Source organism: Gemmatimonadaceae bacterium (assembly GCA_036003045.1).
Classification (GTDB): Bacteria; Gemmatimonadota; Gemmatimonadetes; order Gemmatimonadales; family Gemmatimonadaceae; genus JAQBQB01.
The window spans coordinates 73,489-87,073 of the sequence record DASYSS010000057.1; the positions used below are offsets into that span (position 1 = coordinate 73,489).

The 13,585-nt window shown below is 66.3% G+C and carries 13 protein-coding genes; 2 read left to right on the forward strand and 11 right to left on the reverse strand.

Annotated elements, in window-relative coordinates:
- Window positions 1-131: 131 nt before the first annotated feature.
- Entirely contained in the window at window positions 132-683 is a 552-nt protein-coding gene (msrA, locus tag VGQ44_14835; protein ID HEV8448102.1) for a peptide-methionine (S)-S-oxide reductase MsrA, read from the reverse strand.
- An 83-nt stretch (window positions 684-766) separates the two neighbouring features.
- Between msrA and VGQ44_14840 the strand changes: the two genes are divergently transcribed.
- Window positions 767-2,629 carry a stage II sporulation protein M gene (locus VGQ44_14840; GenBank protein HEV8448103.1) on the forward strand — a complete coding sequence of 621 codons (1,863 nt, stop codon included), beginning with the start codon at window positions 767-769 and terminating at the stop codon, window positions 2,627-2,629.
- Window positions 2,630-2,873: 244 nt separating this feature from the next.
- On the opposite strand, the gene VGQ44_14845 is transcribed toward VGQ44_14840, so the two are convergent.
- From VGQ44_14845 to VGQ44_14885, 9 genes are all read right to left on the reverse strand, one after another.
- A complete protein-coding gene (locus VGQ44_14845; GenBank protein HEV8448104.1) occupies window positions 2,874-4,232 on the reverse strand; it encodes a DUF58 domain-containing protein in 1,359 nt (452 codons plus the stop codon).
- Entirely contained in the window at window positions 4,232-5,197 is a 966-nt protein-coding gene (locus tag VGQ44_14850) for a MoxR family ATPase (protein ID HEV8448105.1), read from the reverse strand. The genes VGQ44_14845 and VGQ44_14850 overlap by 1 nt, the downstream gene beginning before the upstream one ends.
- Window positions 5,194-6,432: a DUF4350 domain-containing protein gene (locus VGQ44_14855; GenBank protein ID HEV8448106.1), complete on the reverse strand. Its 1,239-nt coding sequence runs from the start codon at window positions 6,430-6,432 to the stop codon at window positions 5,194-5,196. Before VGQ44_14855 ends, VGQ44_14850 begins: the two co-directional genes overlap by 4 nt.
- Window positions 6,429-7,055 carry a DUF4129 domain-containing protein gene (locus tag VGQ44_14860; GenBank protein HEV8448107.1) on the reverse strand — a complete coding sequence of 209 codons (627 nt, stop codon included), beginning with the start codon at window positions 7,053-7,055 and terminating at the stop codon, window positions 6,429-6,431. Before VGQ44_14860 ends, VGQ44_14855 begins: the two co-directional genes overlap by 4 nt.
- 10 nt (window positions 7,056-7,065) lie before the next feature.
- Window positions 7,066-7,842 (reverse strand): hypothetical protein, encoded by a 777-nt coding sequence (locus VGQ44_14865; protein ID HEV8448108.1) that lies wholly within the window; start codon window positions 7,840-7,842, stop codon window positions 7,066-7,068.
- 392 nt (window positions 7,843-8,234) lie between these two features.
- Complete coding sequence (locus tag VGQ44_14870) at window positions 8,235-9,107, reverse strand: RNA polymerase sigma factor RpoD/SigA (GenBank protein HEV8448109.1); 873 nt, start codon at window positions 9,105-9,107, stop codon at window positions 8,235-8,237.
- Window positions 9,108-9,717: 610 nt separating this feature from the next.
- Window positions 9,718-10,617 (reverse strand): alpha/beta hydrolase, encoded by a 900-nt coding sequence (locus VGQ44_14875; GenBank protein ID HEV8448110.1) that lies wholly within the window; start codon window positions 10,615-10,617, stop codon window positions 9,718-9,720.
- Window positions 10,618-10,670: 53 nt separating this feature from the next.
- Window positions 10,671-10,901: a hypothetical protein gene (locus tag VGQ44_14880; GenBank protein ID HEV8448111.1), complete on the reverse strand. Its 231-nt coding sequence runs from the start codon at window positions 10,899-10,901 to the stop codon at window positions 10,671-10,673.
- Window positions 10,898-11,530 carry a sigma-70 family RNA polymerase sigma factor gene (locus VGQ44_14885; GenBank protein ID HEV8448112.1) on the reverse strand — a complete coding sequence of 211 codons (633 nt, stop codon included), beginning with the start codon at window positions 11,528-11,530 and terminating at the stop codon, window positions 10,898-10,900. Before VGQ44_14885 ends, VGQ44_14880 begins: the two co-directional genes overlap by 4 nt.
- Before the next feature lie 145 nt (window positions 11,531-11,675).
- Here VGQ44_14885 and VGQ44_14890 point away from each other — a divergent pair, with 145 nt between their 5' ends.
- Complete coding sequence (locus VGQ44_14890) at window positions 11,676-12,407, forward strand: response regulator transcription factor (protein ID HEV8448113.1); 732 nt, start codon at window positions 11,676-11,678, stop codon at window positions 12,405-12,407.
- On the opposite strand, the gene VGQ44_14895 is transcribed toward VGQ44_14890, so the two are convergent.
- Window positions 12,404-13,579, reverse strand: a complete 1,176-nt coding sequence (locus VGQ44_14895; GenBank protein ID HEV8448114.1) for a hypothetical protein — start codon at window positions 13,577-13,579, stop codon at window positions 12,404-12,406. The genes VGQ44_14890 and VGQ44_14895 overlap by 4 nt on opposite strands.
- Window positions 13,580-13,585 lie beyond the last annotated feature (6 nt).

A 13,585-nucleotide genomic window follows, 5' to 3' on the forward strand; every position in this document is an offset into this window, starting at 1 on the left:
GAACGCGTCCTACCTCTGACGCGTGAGATCAGGATTGATGCCCCAATATACGGTGCCGTTCGCCGAACGTTCCAGGGTAGACCCCGGACCTTTGGCCACCGAGCGGACCCGGCCGCAGGACCCACGGGCGGCTACGCGCGTTTCTTGAGCCGCTCGAGGTACGCTTTCCGTGCCTTTGCCACCTTCGGCGCGATCACGATCTGACAGTACGGTTGGTTGGCGTTGTTCGCGTAGTAATCCTGATGGTATTTCTCGGCCGAGTAGAACGCTGACGCCGGCACCACCTGAGTGACGATCGGATCCGCCCACACATGCTCGCGCGTGAGCTCGGCGATCGTCGACTCGGCCGTCTCTTTTTGCTGGCGCGAATGGTAGAGGATGACCGACCGATACTGCGTGCCCACGTCCCCGCCCTGCCGGTTGAGCGTGGTCGGGTCGTGGATGGTGAAGAACACGCGGAGCAGGTCGCGGTACGAAATCTCCTCCGGGTCGAACGTCACCTGCACGACTTCGGCGTGGCCGGTGAGACCGGAGCACACGTCGCGGTACGTCGGGTTGAGATAGTCGCCGCCCGCGTAACCCGACTCGACGCGCTCGACGCCGCGCAGCTCGCGGAAGATGGCGTCGAGGCACCAGAAGCAGCCCCCGCCGAGCGTCGCGACTTCTCGTGTGTGTTCGCTCATGGTTCCTTTCCTCGCTTCCGCAACTTAGAGGCGGGGGGAATGCCGGGCTTGCCCGCGATCGGCGAGCCGTGCATGCTCCGCGCATGGCTGAGCGACTCGCCGAAACGGTAGACATCGAGACCCCGGAGCTCGTCGTCGTCAGCTATACGCTGGCAGGCGTCGGTTCGCGCATCGCGGCGGGGTTGATCGATTTATTCGTCTGTGCCGCGCTCCTGTTCGCTGTCATCCTGCTCGCGGTTTTCGTGGGGTCGCCGGTCAGCCCCGAGGAGCTCGCCCGCGGCAGCACGTCGACGGCGTGGGCCTCGGCAGTCGTTGTGTTCATGCAGTTCGCCATCCTCTGGGGCTACTACCTGCTGTGCGAGGGCCTGTTCGACGGACGCACGGTCGGCAAGCGGCTGCTCGGACTGCGCGCCGTTCGCGACGGCGGCTACTCCGTGGGATTTGCCGCGTCGGCGGTGCGCAATCTCATGCGCATCGTTGACCTGCAGCCGCTCTTCACATACCTCGTTGGGATCGCCGGCATCGCGATCTCGAAGTCGGGCAAGCGACTCGGCGACGTCGTCGCGGGAACGATCGTCGTGCGCGAAGCCATGGTGAACCAGCCCATCGCACGCGTCGAGCCGGCGCGAGACACCGAGCTCGCCGTCGCACCCGCCACCGCGCTGCTCGACGACGCCGAGTACCAGCTGCTCGATCGCTGGGCAGCGCGCCGCGGTGACCTGGATCCCGACCGACGCGCGGCGCTGACTCGCCAAGTCGGCGCGCGATTGAAAAACGTCGTCGGCGAAGTGGACGATCGGGAGCTGAGCGGCACGTTGTCGCGACTGCTGGCGAGCGAACGCCGCGCACGCGAGCGCGGGGTCGCGGCGCGTGGCGCGACGGGCGCCAGCCGAGAGCGCTACGCGATCGTCACCACACGGTCGCCGCGCTGGATCGCGTTCGCCGCACAGTTGACGGCGGCGCAACGGCGAGGCCTCAAATCGTTCACCGAGGCGCAGGTGAAGGAGTTCGTCGAGGAGTATCGCGCGTTGTCGACCGACCTCGCACGTTTGCGAACGGCGACGCGCGGGTCGGCGAGCGACGAGCTTTTCTACCTCGGCCGGCTCGTGACCGGCGCGCACAATCTGCTGTATCGCGATCGGCGCAACACGTTCGGTGAGATCATGCGCTTCATCGCGATCGACGTTCCGACCGAAGTGCGGCGCTCCGTGGTCCCGATCGCGCTCGGCGCGGCGTTCCTCTTCGGTCCCGCGGCGATCGCGTGGACGGCCGTCATGCGCAATCCCGACATCGCGCCGACGTTCATCCCGACGTCGATGCTCGACCGCGCCGAGGAAGGCGTCGAGCGCGCGAAGCACCAGGCGGGCTACATCCCCGACCCCGAAGTCTTTCGCCCGCTGATGGCGAGCAAAATCATCGCCAACAACGTGCAGGTGACGTTCGCCGTCTTCGCGTTCGGCATCACCGCGGGCATCGGTAGCTTGCTGATGCTGGTCCTGAACGGCGTCTCGCTCGGCGGCGTGATGGGGCTCTATCAGTCGAAGGGGATTCTCACGTTGATCGTCGCCTTCGTCGCGCCGCACGGCGTGCTCGAGCTCTCCGCGATCTGCATCGCCGCCGGCGGCGGCTTTCTCATCGCCGCCGCCATGCTCATCCCCGGCGACCGCACGCGGCGCCGCGCACTCGTCGAGAACGGCCGCCGCGCCATGAAGCTCATCTCTGCGTCGACTCTCTTCCTGATCGTCGCCGGTTCGCTCGAGGGCATGGTGTCACCGATTCCAAACTGGCCGCTCTGGGCCAAGCTCGCGGTGTCCGCCGCTACACTGGTGCTGATGATCGCGTACCTCACCGGCGGAGCTTCACGGCGGCGCCCGCTCGCGGCGGTCGAGACAACCCCTGCGTTGGTGCCCGACGAAAAGCCGCTGTTGTCGCTCGCGAGTCGTTGAACACCGACCGCTTCCGCGGCGAGACTTGGGGTGGAACTGTCTTCCGCGGACCAGTGAAGTATTGCCGACACTGCCCGGCAATACTTCCTCGGCTCCGCTCCAGACAGTCCCACCCCTCGCCTTCCACTAGACTCACGCCCTTCAGATCTCGCGCTGTGCCTGGCGCTGCCGCCTGACCCTGACGACTAGAGTGACCGTCCCGCGCAGCGATCTCGTTTAAGCCACTCCGCGCTCTTTAACGCACTCACAGCTGCCCTCGCGCCTTGATCTCCAGATATCGATTGACTACGGTGGCAGCCATGCGCGCCGGGGAGACGTCGAGCACGACGAGGCCGGCGCCGCGCATGCGGGCGAGCGCTTCGTCGCGTTCGCGCACCAGCTCCTCGGCTGCAGCACTGCGATAGAGCGCGGTCGCGCCTTCGGTGCTCGGCTTGGCCGCGACCATCAATGCTTCGTTTTGAATCGCGACGACGACGAGCAGGTGGCGCTGGGCCGAGCGGCCAGCGTACGCGATGAAGTTCTTCGCCGAGCGCACGCTCACGACGTCGGTGAAGAAGACCACCAATGCGCGCCGCCGCTGTGAAGTCGCGAGGACGCGGAAGGCCGATAGGTAGTCCGGCTCGGTGAGCGTTGCTTCGAGTCCGCTCAAGGAGCGGTGCAGCGCGCGCAGGGCGCGGTCGCCGCGCTGCGGCGGGACCGACGCGCGAATCTGATCGTCGAAGGCGACGAGCCCGACGCGATCGCCGCTCGTCGCCGCCACATCGCTCAACACGAGCGCGGCGGAGAGCACGTGCTCGAAGCGCGAATAGTGTCCGGCGAGCTGAGTCATCGCGCGTCCGCAGTCGATGAGCGAGAGCACTGTCTGCGATCGCTCGATCGTCTGTTCGCGGCTGATCAGGCGGCCATGCCGCGCGGTCGCTTTCCAATCGAGCAGGCGCGGATCGTCGCCCGGGACGTAGTCGCGCAGGCCGGCGAACGCGGTGCCTTCACCGCGCAATTTGAGCGCGCGAACCCCCGCCTCGCTCAGGCGATTCTGGAGCGCGAGGAGTCGAAACCGGCGCACGTTCGTGAGCGACGGGACGACCGTGATCGACTCGTCCGTCTTCGGCGGCGTGACGACGATGCGCGCCAGCAAACCGAGCGGAGTGACGATGCGCATCGCGATCGGTCCAAGCGCGTACCGGCCGCGCGTCTCGCCAACGACGCTCAGCGCGAGCGAACGTTCGTCGAGCGGCGGCACGTCGTGCTCGCCGGCGCCAAGCTCCCCGGAGATTCCTTCGGGAATGCGGTCGTACAGCGTCGCACGCGCGGACCACGCCCACGACGAGCGCAGCGTGTAGGTGATGTCGGCGGCGTCGCCGAGTCCCAGCATGTCCGGAGCACCGCGCTCGACGACGATAGCGTAGCGGCGCGGCAGGAGCAGGTAGTCGGCAAGCGCTGCGACGGCGATCGCCGCGATCAGCGCGAGCGCGAGCTTCGCGCCGACGACCGGAACGATCCACGCGACCGCGGCGGCGAGCACGACGCCGGCGAGCCGCCGCGTCGGATAGATCCGCCACCACGGACGTTTCGCCTGCAGGCGCGCCCACCAACCGGCTGCCATCAGGTCGGCGCGACGACGCGAGTCAGCAGCGTGGAAAGGACTTCGTCGGTCGTCCTTCCTTCGACGCCGAGCTCCGGTGCGAGGATCACACGATGCCGGAGCACGGACAACGCGCGGGCCTTCACGTCGTCCGGCGTGGCGAAATCGCGGCCGTCCATCACCGCGCCGGCGCGCGACGCCCGCATCAGCGCCACGCTCGCCCGCGGCGACGCGCCGAGCACGAAACTCGGGTCGTCGCGCGTGGCTCGGGTGATCGACGCGATGTACTCGCGCACTTCGGGAGCCACGCGAACCTGGTCGACCAGTTGCCTACACTGGCGCGCCTGCTCGGCGGAGAGCACCGGCTCGACGATCGCCATCGCCCCGCCCTTCTCCGGATCGAATCCCGATTCGTGGATCTCGAGCATCTTCGCTTCGGCCTCGGCCGACGGATACCCGACGACGACCTTCATGAGGAAGCGGTCGAGCTGCGCCTCGGGAAGCGGGAACGTGCCCTCGTGCTCCACGGGATTCTGCGTCGCCAGCACGGTGAAGAGCTGATCCAAGGGGCGGCTCGTGCCGTCGGCCGTCACCTGGCGCTCGGCCATCGCCTCGAGCAGCGCCGCCTGCGTTTTCGCCGGCGCGCGGTTGATCTCGTCGGCGAGCAGCAGATCGGTGAATACGGGGCCGGGCTGAAACTCGAAGCCGCGCACCGGGTCGCGATAGAGCGACACGCCGGTGACGTCGGCCGGCATGAGATCCGGAGTGAACTGGATGCGAGTGAACCGCACGGCGAGCGCGTTGGCGATCGCGCGTACGAGTAGGGTCTTCGCTGTCCCCGGCACGCCTTCGATCAGCGCGTGGCCGCGAGCGAGGAACGTCGCCAGCACGTCCTCGATCGCGGCGTCCTGTCCTACGATGCGCGTCGAGACGGCGTCGCACACGCGTTTCGCCAGCTCCGCCCCTTCCTGAACGGTGAGTGTCATGATCGAGTTGAAGGTGTCGATTGCAACTGGTCTTCGATGTCCGACAACGCCTTCCCAACCGAAGCGAAGTCGCGCTTGCCGGTATCGCTCGTGCGCGCCCGGTTCACCATCTCCACGCGTGGCGCCAACGACGGAATCCTTCGCGCGACCGCGGCGAGAAACGCGGCGTCGTCGGCGGACGCCGGCACGGCGACGATGCCGCGCATTCGTCGCCGCAGCCCGCTGACGAGCGTCGACGTCGCGGTGCGTGTCGCGCCGACGTCCTCGTACGCGCGCCCCAAGGCCGCCGCGTGCTCGAGCGGCGAACGACGCATGATTTGCGTGGCGCTCCTGGGGACCAACGGCCGCGGCGCCATCGCGAACAACAGAAGCAGCCCGGCGACGAGCGCCTGCGCGAGCAGATGCCCGGATGCCGCGCGCCGTAGATACCCGACCGCCGCTTTGAGACTTCCGCCATGGACGCCGAATCCGTGGTGGAATTCGTCGAAGACGAGGACGGGCGGCGTTCCCGTCGGCGGACGCGTGTACTCGATGAGCCGCATGGCCGCGATATCCGCCCCCAAGCGGCAGACACGAACCGCCTCGTTGCTGAACACGTCCGACCCTCCGACGATCGCGACGTGTCCCTTCCCCATCTTCAACCCGACGCCGGACACCGGCCGACCGAACCCGGTGCCGGCGTGAAGCAGCAGTTCCACCGGACCGGGGGCATGACGAGTCCACATGATCTCGCGCACCTCGGGGGGGACGACAAAGAAGTCGGCCGTCGAAACTGCGCGGCGCTCGCAGCTGGAATCGACGGCCGCCGTCATGAGCTGGGCGCGAAATCCTGCGGTCACGCCGAGCGAATCGGCCAGCGCATCGTCGCCGTCGAGCGAGAAAAGCAGCCCGCCGCCTTTGCGCACGTTCTCGAGCAAATTGTGAATCTCGTGAGCCCCAAGCGGTTCGCTCGGAGCAAGCACGACCTGCACGGTGCGGCTCGTGTCGCCGCGTCGGCGAAGTGAGTCGAGCGTCGTGATGCGTCGCTGCGTCCGCCAGCCGAAGCGCCCGGACAACTCGTAGACGATTCCCGCGCCGCCGGGCGCGGTCGAGAAGCTGCTCAGCCCACCCGCCGACCGTCCGGGCGCCTCGGGCGTGAGCAACGCGATGAAGAGCGTGAGCACCCCGAGCGCGATGGCGATGCTCGCCGCGTTGAACCGGCCGATGTTGGAGCGCGCCGCCGAGGGAGCGCTCACGCGGCGGCGCGACGGGGCACGATGCCTTCGGCGGCGCGAGCCAATCGCACGTAGTCCTCGTGCGTCGGCGCCGTCCATCCGAACACGCTGCGGTCGAACTGTCGCGCGAACGACCAGAAATCTCCGGCCACGGGCGACTGCCGCTGTCTCAAGTCGCGCGCGTAGTCGCCGCTCGTCTTGGACGCGTGATACCGCACGGCGCCCATCCGCGTCAACGCGTCGAGCACACCGATGTACACCGCGTGACACGCGCCCACGAAGTCGCCCGCCGCGTCCATCTCGGCGGCCATCGCCCAATAGTCGCGCCGTTCACCCCCGATCGCGCGCAATCCCACGCCGACGCGCCGGCGAGCCTCGATTTGTTGGGCGATCACGATTCGGCCGGCGACCGCGAGGACGACGACCACCACCGCGGCGATGAGCAGATACCGCGCGTCGGGCCATGCCTTGATTTGCTCGAGCAGGTCGCGGATCCAGCGAAACACCGCCAGCAGAATGCGGCCAAGAATGGACTGGCGGACCGGGACGCTGTACGCGCGCTGCCGCACGATGGCAGCCACCGTATCGTGGATCTGTTTCGCCGTCCACGGACCGGCGACCGCCTGAGGCGGAAGGAGGATCATCTGACTTCGGTTACGCGACCGGTCCCGCGGTGGGCGACGTATCGGTCACTGCCCCGGCGAGATATTCGACGTCGAAGCCTTCGTTGCGGATTCGCGTGTCGAAGTAGAGCACCGTCTCTGTGATTCCGAGAATCGGATAGACCACGATCGTGACCGCCGTGGCGAGAACGCTGGTGATCACTTTGCTGGGCTGCAGGTTGATCAGCATCACGGCGCCGAGGTTCACGATCGTCGAGAGGACCACCACGAGGATCAGCGTGCCGAGAATGTGCCACTTGTTGCCTCTCGACAACCTGCCCGATCGTCCGAGTGCGTCAAACGCGCCTTTGTCCTCGAGCACAACGGCCTGTCTCACCGCGAAGAAGTACGTGGCGAGGAAGATCCCGGGAACGATCAGGAACATGAACCCGACGCCGATCAGCGCGAACGCGACGATGGTCGAGACGATGAGCGGGAGCATGCGCCCCAGCGTGTGGCGCAACGCTTGGGCAACGTCTATCGGCTCGTCGAGGTACACGGCCTTCGCCAGAATCGAAACGGCCCCGCCGGCGAGCCCGTAGATGATGATCCCGGCGGCCGCCGTGATGAGCAGTACGCGCATGATGCCGGGTGTAAACTGATCCGGCGTCTCGGGAACGTTCAGCGAGAAGATGAGCCGAAGCGCGAGCCAGGGTACGTAGACGAGCGCCATGGCGACCATGAACGGCACCGGCGCGCGGCGGTACACCTGAAACGCCGCGTCGATCAATTCCGTCGCCGAGCGGGGGCGCAGAACGAGGTCGGTCATCGGGTGGGCCGGTGGACGGGAGGACGGCACGACGGGAAGGCGTCAGGAGCAACTTTATAACTTGGGAACACCCGACTTGGCGCGCAACAAAGACCGCACACGCGCAAGGTCAAAATTGCTTTGACCATCGGGCGATTCGGCAACCACCTATTTCGGGGATCGATCGACGCAGTGCAGCCATGTCTCGTCGTGAATGATTTGAAGCTTGGAGCGAGCTACGACACGATCGCACTCTGGGCGCGAATCAGCACGGAGGGTAATTCTAGAATCTCGAGATCCAGCCGCGGTAGGCTCGCTCAGAGCCGGCACCGGCGAAACGACGAGCGCCACGAGGGAGGATGACTCCCACGTGGCGCTCGCTGTTCGGTGACCTGAGATCTGTGACCGGCTCTTTACGCAGCCATCCCGTCGCGCAGGACTCCCGCCGTGTCGCTCTCGCGAAGCCGCTTGAGCGCCCGATCGCGGAGCTGGCGAACCCGCTCACGGGTGACACCGAGCTCGCGTGCGATCTCCTGCAACGTCATCGGACGGTTGCCCTCGAGACCGAAGTACAGGATCAACACCCGGCGGTCGCGCGGCGGCAGCACGTCGAGCGCGCGGCCGATCGCCTCACGCCGCGAGTCGCTCTCGATGCCGCCCGGAAGCACGTCTTCGTCTTCACCGCGGTCGAGCACGAGCGTCTCGCCGAGCGTACGACCCGGCTCACCGGAAATGGCCGGCTCGTCGAGCGATCGCGTCGGCTGGAGCAGTGCGACGAGTCCGCGCGTGACGTCGAGCGACAGGTCGGCGACGCTGGCGATCTCCTCCTCGTACGGCTCGCGCGACAGGCGCTGGCGGAGCAGTTCCTGAGCGCGCGACACACGCGACAGGTCCGCCGCGCGGTTGAGGGGCACCTGCACCGTTCGGCTCTGCCGCTGCACGGCGGAGTGAAGCGCCTGCCGGATCCACCACACCGCGTAGCTGATGAAGTTGACGCCGACGTCCGGATCGTACTTGTCGGCGGCGCGAACAAGACCGGCGTTGGCCTCGCTCACCAGGTCGGCGAGGGGGACACCGCGGTTCTGGTACTGTTTGGCGACCGAGAACGCGAAACGAAGGTTGGCGCGAATAAGCTCGGAACGGGCGGCATCGCGCTCGGCGTCCGAGGTGGCGCGGCGCATCTGGCGAGCGAGCTCTTTCTGCTCGTTTGCCTTGAGCACCGGCTCACCCCGCAGCTCTTCTATATAGAGGTCCAGGAGGTCGCGGTCGTTCGTGGTCGGGTACATCTCAGAATCACCTCCGGCGCCAGAGGGCGCCGAACCTAAAGTCATACAGTAGTACAACCTTACGCGTCGCTAGTTCACCCGCGTGAGCCACTTTTTATCCGCAAAATCCGGGATGTGTTGCCCCCCGCGGTCAGTCTCGCACTTGTGCAGCCACTCGCCCTTTCGCCGGCTTAGAACGCGCGGAAGCTGGAGCGAGTTCCGCACCCATCCGCCTGCGCAGCTCGGCCATGTATGCCTCGAACACGTCCGGCCGAGTCCGGTAGTACACAAACTGCCCATCCTTTCGGGACTCCACCAGGCCCGCGCTCGCTAACTCCTTGAGGTGATGGGAGATAGTTGCCTGCCTGACGGGAAAGCACCCGCACAGCCGCTGGCAGCCGACCTCGGCTTGCTGCGCGATGTGCTGGAGGATTTCAAACCGCCTGGGATCGGCCAAGGCCTTGGCGATCCGCTGGAACTGCTGGGACTCCACTGTCTGCTCAGGCTCCGGAATCGTACGATCTATAGATAAGCATCTAATTGTGTCGCGCAAGAGGCGCGCGGGAACGGCAAGGTCGCGTTCGCCGAGTTGGCGGACGCGACCTGCTGTTCGGCCAGCTTTGGAGGCGGGCTAGGCGGCACGGCTGCGTTTCGCTGACGCTACTCGGGCCGAATAGAAGAGCTCGATGTGCTTGGCGACGTAGCCAAGGTGCTCCTCGACCGCGAAATGACCTGCATCGAGGCGATGCAGCTCGGCGGACGGAAGATCGGCGAGATAGGCATCGCCGCCGGCGGGAGTGAAGAAGATGTCTCCCTGTCCCCAGAAAATGAGCGTTTCCGGTTGCCGCTCGCGGAGATACGCCTGCCACTTGGGATACAGCGCCACGTTCGTGCGATAGTCGTGGAAGAGGTCGAGGTGCAGTCGCTCGGCGTGAGGCCGTTGCAGCATGGCGATGTCCGACTCCCACGCGTCGGGGCTGACCCGGTCCGGACGCTTCGCCCCGTGCAGGTAGATCTGCTTGACCGCCTCGCGCGCCAGTAAGGCGCGGAGCGGGGCTTCCGTCGCCTCGGAGCGATCTGTCCACAGCGCGTGAAGACCGGCCCACGCCGCGCTGAACCCGACTTCGTATCCGTTCGAGTTCTGAACGATCAGCCACTCGAGCGCGTCGGGGTTGGCGTCCACGAGACGGAACCCAACTGGACCGCCATAATCCTGGACGAACAATCCGAACCGGTGAAAACCCTTCAACGCGAGGAATCGGCCGATTACCTGCGCGATCCGGTCGAACGTGTAAGAAAAGATGGCCGGATCGGGGGTGTCGCTCAGACCGAAGCCCGGATAATCCGGCGCGATGAGATGGAAGCGGTGGCTCAGCGCGCGAATCAGATCGCGGTGCTGGTGCGACGACGACGGAAATCCATGCAGCAGGACCAACTTGGGATTCGCGCGATCACCGGCTTCGCGGTACGCGACATTCAGATCGTCGACGGCGATGCTGCCGTACTCGACGGGATTGATCTCGTTCGACAACGGACGCTCCTGGAGAGTGTGTGTCTCCGTTAGCGTCGCGAATGAGCGAGATCTTACCTCGGCTCTTCGGAGGCCCTCTCCCGCACCAGGGCGAGCAGCCCTTCCATGTCCTCACGACACGCGTCGCAGTTGCGCATGTGCGTCAGGAATTCCTCGAATTGATCCGAGACGGGTTCGCCGCGGCTCACAAGGTCGCAGTAGGCGTCCATCAACTCGCCGGCTTCGTCGCAGCCGGGGTCATCGCGGTCGCTGCCGAGCAAGCGATCGAGGTCGATGTCGGTCATTTGACTGGCCCTCCATCGTGATGGCCCGACGCCTCGAGCGCACGCCGCAGCTTTGCGCGCGCGTCGTGGAGCGTCTTGTAGATCGCGCCGCGCGTGGTGCCGAGGCGTTCCGCGAGCACGTCGGTGGGGACTTCGTCCATGGTCACGCTCTGAAAGATGAACCGCTGTCGCTCGGTGAGTTGCTCGTCGATTGCCCGGCGCAATGCCGCCAGCAACTGTCGCTGCTCGATGCGCTGGAGCGCGGGTGGCGCCGAGTCGGGGAGCCGGTCCCAGATCGAATCGTCGTTCTCCACTCTTCGGTTTCGCCAGGCAACGCGACGCAGGCGAGACGAGGTCTCCAGGATCGCGAACTTGCATGCCCACGTCGTGAACCTCGCGGTGCCTCGATACGAGTCCAGCTTGGCGAGGATCGCCATGAGCGCGTCGCTCGCCGCTTCGACGCAGATGTTGTCGAAGTCATCGAGCGCGCGCGCCGGCAGCGTGGGACGCCGGCGGAGCGCTTCGCTCCTCGTCGCTCGGAGCAGCAGTGCATGCAATCGGGCGACCGCGTCGTCGCGACCTGCGGATTCGGGCCGCAAGGCGCGAATCCACTCTGCCGATTCCTCGTCGAGAACGAGCGCGTTGGTCATGCGAATGTGGGGCTCAAACTAGTCGCGCCCAATGTGCCGCCGATCACCGAAATCGGCCCGGGACGCTGCGATGCGCCGAAAATTAGAGCGCTCTAATCTTTCGATGCACTGGCGCCAGCCCGGTCACTCGTTCAGCTTTCGGGGCGTGAACGACCGCCCCTCCCTCCTTCACGTTCTCCTGGTCGAAGACGAAGATGCGGTGCGCCGGGCCTTTGCCCGTGCCTTGACCGCCGACGGCTTCACCGTGGATGAGACAGATTCAGCCGAATCCGCGCTGGCGCTGGCGAACCGCACGACGTACGACATCATCGTGCTGGATATGAGCCTGCCCGCGCACGACGGCGTCTGGTTCATCGAGGAGCTCCGCTCACAGGGCTTCGAGACGCCGATCATGGTCAGCTCGGGACGCGGCGCCGACGCCGACGTCGAGGGCGCGCTCGACGCGGGCGCCGACGAATACGTGATCAAGCCGGTCTCGGCGACGACGTTGTCGGCGCGCGTGCGTGCGCTCGCCCGCCGCGCGGCTCGATCCGCACGCCGCACCGGCGTCGGCGATCTCGAGCTCCACGCGGAATCGCACACGGCCTCCGGATCGCTCGGCAGCACAAGCCTCACGGCGAAGGAGTTCGCGCTCCTCAGCCTGTTCGTCGAGCAGCCGCGCCGGCTGTTATCGCGCGACGATCTCCTGCAAGCGGTTTGGGGCTATTCGTTCGACCCGGAGACGAGCGTCGTCGACGTCGCCATGCACCGCCTGCGGCAAAAGCTCGCCAAGGTCACGGACCAGATCGCGATCGAGTCGCGGCGCGGAGCGGGGTTCATGCTCGTGGCCACCTTCGCGGCGACCCCGCCCGGCACGACGCCCTCGAGTCCTGCCTAGATCACCTTTTCGACGACCTGCCGAATCAGCTCGTCGAGCGGGATCTTGGTCAACGCGAGAGGAATGAAGGGCGCCGCCAGCATGAGCGTGTGGACCAGCAGCGCGGGAAGGCTCACCGGCAAGAGCCGAACGCTAGTCGCGACCTGGTAGGAGTTCCCGAGGTCCGCCAATGATTGAATGTCGGACGAGCCGAGCAGGCCCGTCTCTTGTGCGGTGGAGTCGTCCAGCCATTTGCGCCGAAAGCTGTCCACATAGCGCGTTGCAAGACTGCCGTAGTCGACGGCTCCCTTGAGTCGCGCCTGAACGAGCCTGAGCGAAAAGAAGGACAACGGCAGGATGGAGAGCAGTGTCAGAAAGATTGGCGCGATCCACATCTGCGCCACGAAGCTGTCGAGACTCGCGCCGTCGTGCAGGATGCGCCCGCCAATTCTGGCCGCCAGCGCCGTCGTCTGGGCGAGAAAGCCAAGTCCGAGCGCCGCCACGCTCAGCGCGAGGAAACCCAAGCCGCCGGTCCGATCCGGGTGCAGAGGGTTGAGGTTCAGCTTGAGCCGCGAGACGTGCCAGAGGAACTGGTACCAGACGAGGAGCCGGTAGTACCAGCGAAGCAAAACGAAACGGAACACGTTGAGGCTCACGAACACGTACCACCAACCGCCGAGCGTCAGAGAAACCGTGCCGTTCGGATGCGCCGAGACATACCAGACGCCGGAACGCAGCGACCAATTCTGGTGCCAGATCCATCCGGACAGCACCGTGGTCGCAACCGCGAGCGCGATGGCCATGAGCCCGGACGTGCGCATCGCCTCCGACTGCTCGACCAACGCGCGGAATCGCGGCTCGTCTTCGGAGGCGATGAGCCGGCGCTCGAGGAAGGGCCCAACGATGTAGCGGGAACGGCAGTGAATCAGCGGCTCCGCCGCGATCAGCAGCGGAAGAGCGACCAGCAGTCGAACCTGCGCATTGAGATCCTCGAGGAACGGCTCACGAACCGCATCGATCGCACGCCCTTCGAAGAGGGTGATGAGCAGAAGCGGCGCCCAGGCGACGGCGATGACGACGACGAGGTCATGCCGCAGCCCCGGTCGGCACAGCGAGTGACGCCATTGGCGGAGTAACCAGATTGCTCCTCCTCGCGAACGGTGTCGCACGGCGGCGAAGCGGCCGTGCGACATACACAT

Excerpts from the sequence above, each read along its gene's own strand:
- VGQ44_14845 (HEV8448104.1), bottom strand. The coding sequence starts at position 4,232 with ATGGCAGCCGGTTGGTGGGCGCGCCTGCAGGCGAAACGTCCGTGGTGG.
- VGQ44_14885 (HEV8448112.1), bottom strand. The coding sequence starts at position 11,530 with ATGACCAACGCGCTCGTTCTCGACGAGGAATCGGCAGAGTGGATTCGC.
- VGQ44_14840 (HEV8448103.1), top strand. The coding sequence starts at position 767 with ATGGCTGAGCGACTCGCCGAAACGGTAGACATCGAGACCCCGGAGCTC.
- VGQ44_14865 (HEV8448108.1), bottom strand. The coding sequence starts at position 7,842 with ATGACCGACCTCGTTCTGCGCCCCCGCTCGGCGACGGAATTGATCGAC.
- VGQ44_14850 (HEV8448105.1), bottom strand. The coding sequence starts at position 5,197 with ATGACACTCACCGTTCAGGAAGGGGCGGAGCTGGCGAAACGCGTGTGC.
- VGQ44_14860 (HEV8448107.1), bottom strand. The coding sequence starts at position 7,055 with ATGATCCTCCTTCCGCCTCAGGCGGTCGCCGGTCCGTGGACGGCGAAA.
- msrA (HEV8448102.1), bottom strand. The coding sequence starts at position 683 with ATGAGCGAACACACACGAGAAGTCGCGACGCTCGGCGGGGGCTGCTTC.
- VGQ44_14870 (HEV8448109.1), bottom strand. The coding sequence starts at position 9,107 with ATGTACCCGACCACGAACGACCGCGACCTCCTGGACCTCTATATAGAA.
- VGQ44_14880 (HEV8448111.1), bottom strand. The coding sequence starts at position 10,901 with ATGACCGACATCGACCTCGATCGCTTGCTCGGCAGCGACCGCGATGAC.
- VGQ44_14895 (HEV8448114.1), bottom strand. The coding sequence starts at position 13,579 with ATGTCGCACGGCCGCTTCGCCGCCGTGCGACACCGTTCGCGAGGAGGA.